1 protein-coding gene is annotated in these 1,410 nt (G+C 54.4%); it reads left to right on the plus strand.

What is annotated here, in order from left to right:
• The first annotated feature begins 93 nt into the window (after positions 1 to 93).
• Complete coding sequence (locus tag VJ464_24060; protein HKQ08222.1) at positions 94 to 1,197, plus strand: IS110 family transposase; 1,104 nt, start codon at positions 94 to 96, stop codon at positions 1,195 to 1,197.
• Positions 1,198 to 1,410: the final 213 nt, after the last annotated feature.

Raw genomic sequence — 1,410 nt, forward strand, 5'->3', positions numbered from 1 at the left:
CTCTGATGTTATGAAGCAAGCGGGTGCCGCTTTCGTTTACCCGCGAGTGGTTTAGACTCACGGTTGACATGAAACTGAAAGGAGACACCCGCTATGACCAACATTATATATTGCGGCGTCGACTTTCATGCACGTCAACAAACAATTTGCTGTTTGAAAACTGAAACCGGAGAGCTCACTAGCCATGAGCTCAAACACGACCCCAAGGAAGCCGTCCGTCAGTTCTATGCCGAGTTGGGCGGTCCGGTAATCGTGGGCCTCGAGGCCAGCGGTTATACGCCCTGGTTTGAGCAACTGTTAGAAGCACTGGGACACCAGGTCTGGCTCGGCGACGCGACTGAGATTCGCCGTCGCGCCCGGCGGCGGCAAAAGAATGACCGGCGCGATGCGGAACTGATCCTGGAGCTAATGCTGCATGATGAGTTTCCACGCATTCACCGCCCGTCGCCGCCGAGTCAGGAGATCCTGCGCATGCTCCGTTACCGGCATAAGTTGGTGAAGCTGCGCACCATCGTTAAAAACAGCTTGCACTCATTGTCGCTGCAAGCCGGTCTCTCGTTACAGGCTCGCTTGTTCACCGGCCCGGGGAAACAACAACTGTTGAGCGCGCCCATGTCGCCGGTAATGCAGCAACAACGGCAGCAATGGTTGGAGCTGTTGCAGGAACTCAACCAACGCATCACGGAAACAGAAGGCTGGCTCAAACAACAAGCGCTGTCAGACCCGCGCGTCAGGCTGCTGCGTACCCATCCGGGAGTGGGTTTGCTTAGCTCCTTAGGAATTGTGCATACACTCATGCCCGTGAGTCGCTTTGCCACGACGCGCAAGGTGGCCGCCTATGGTGGCTTTGATCCAATGGAACGCTCGTCGGCGGACAAGAAACGTTACCTGGGAATTAGTAAAGCCGGCTCCCGCTTGCTACGGTTTTTGTTGGTAGAGGCAACGCAGACGGCCGTTAAAACTGATCCCGAGTTAAAACGTTTCTACGGTCGCCTGGCGCAACGCCGTGGCAAACCAAAAGCCAAGGTGGCTGTGGCCAGGAAGCTACTCATTCGCAGCTTTATCATGCTGCGCGATGAGATTAACTATGCGGAGTTTCAACAACGAGGTGTCGCAGCTCGGCTGGCCCGTGAGTTCGCTAGGCCTAACATGCCTGTCCCTCTGATTGGGCAGCCAGCCTCTCCGGCTAACGGCTGAGGGGAGAGAGCGAATTGAACTTCATGGTTGAAATAACCGCATAGATGATTGAGCGTGGTTCGCCACTAGCTCACTGAAGTATCGCTAACGATGTTCTTACAATTCAGTTTCATGTCAAACATCAAGGGGACCAGGTTCAAGAATTTTCAAGGCGCGTTCGGCGTCAGGTTCGAAGTCTGTCTAAAAAAGTTCTTGACATCGATCGTCGCTTCA

The sequence above is a fragment of the Blastocatellia bacterium genome (assembly GCA_035275065.1).
In the GTDB taxonomy this organism is placed as follows: domain Bacteria; phylum Acidobacteriota; class Blastocatellia; order UBA7656; family UBA7656; genus DATENM01.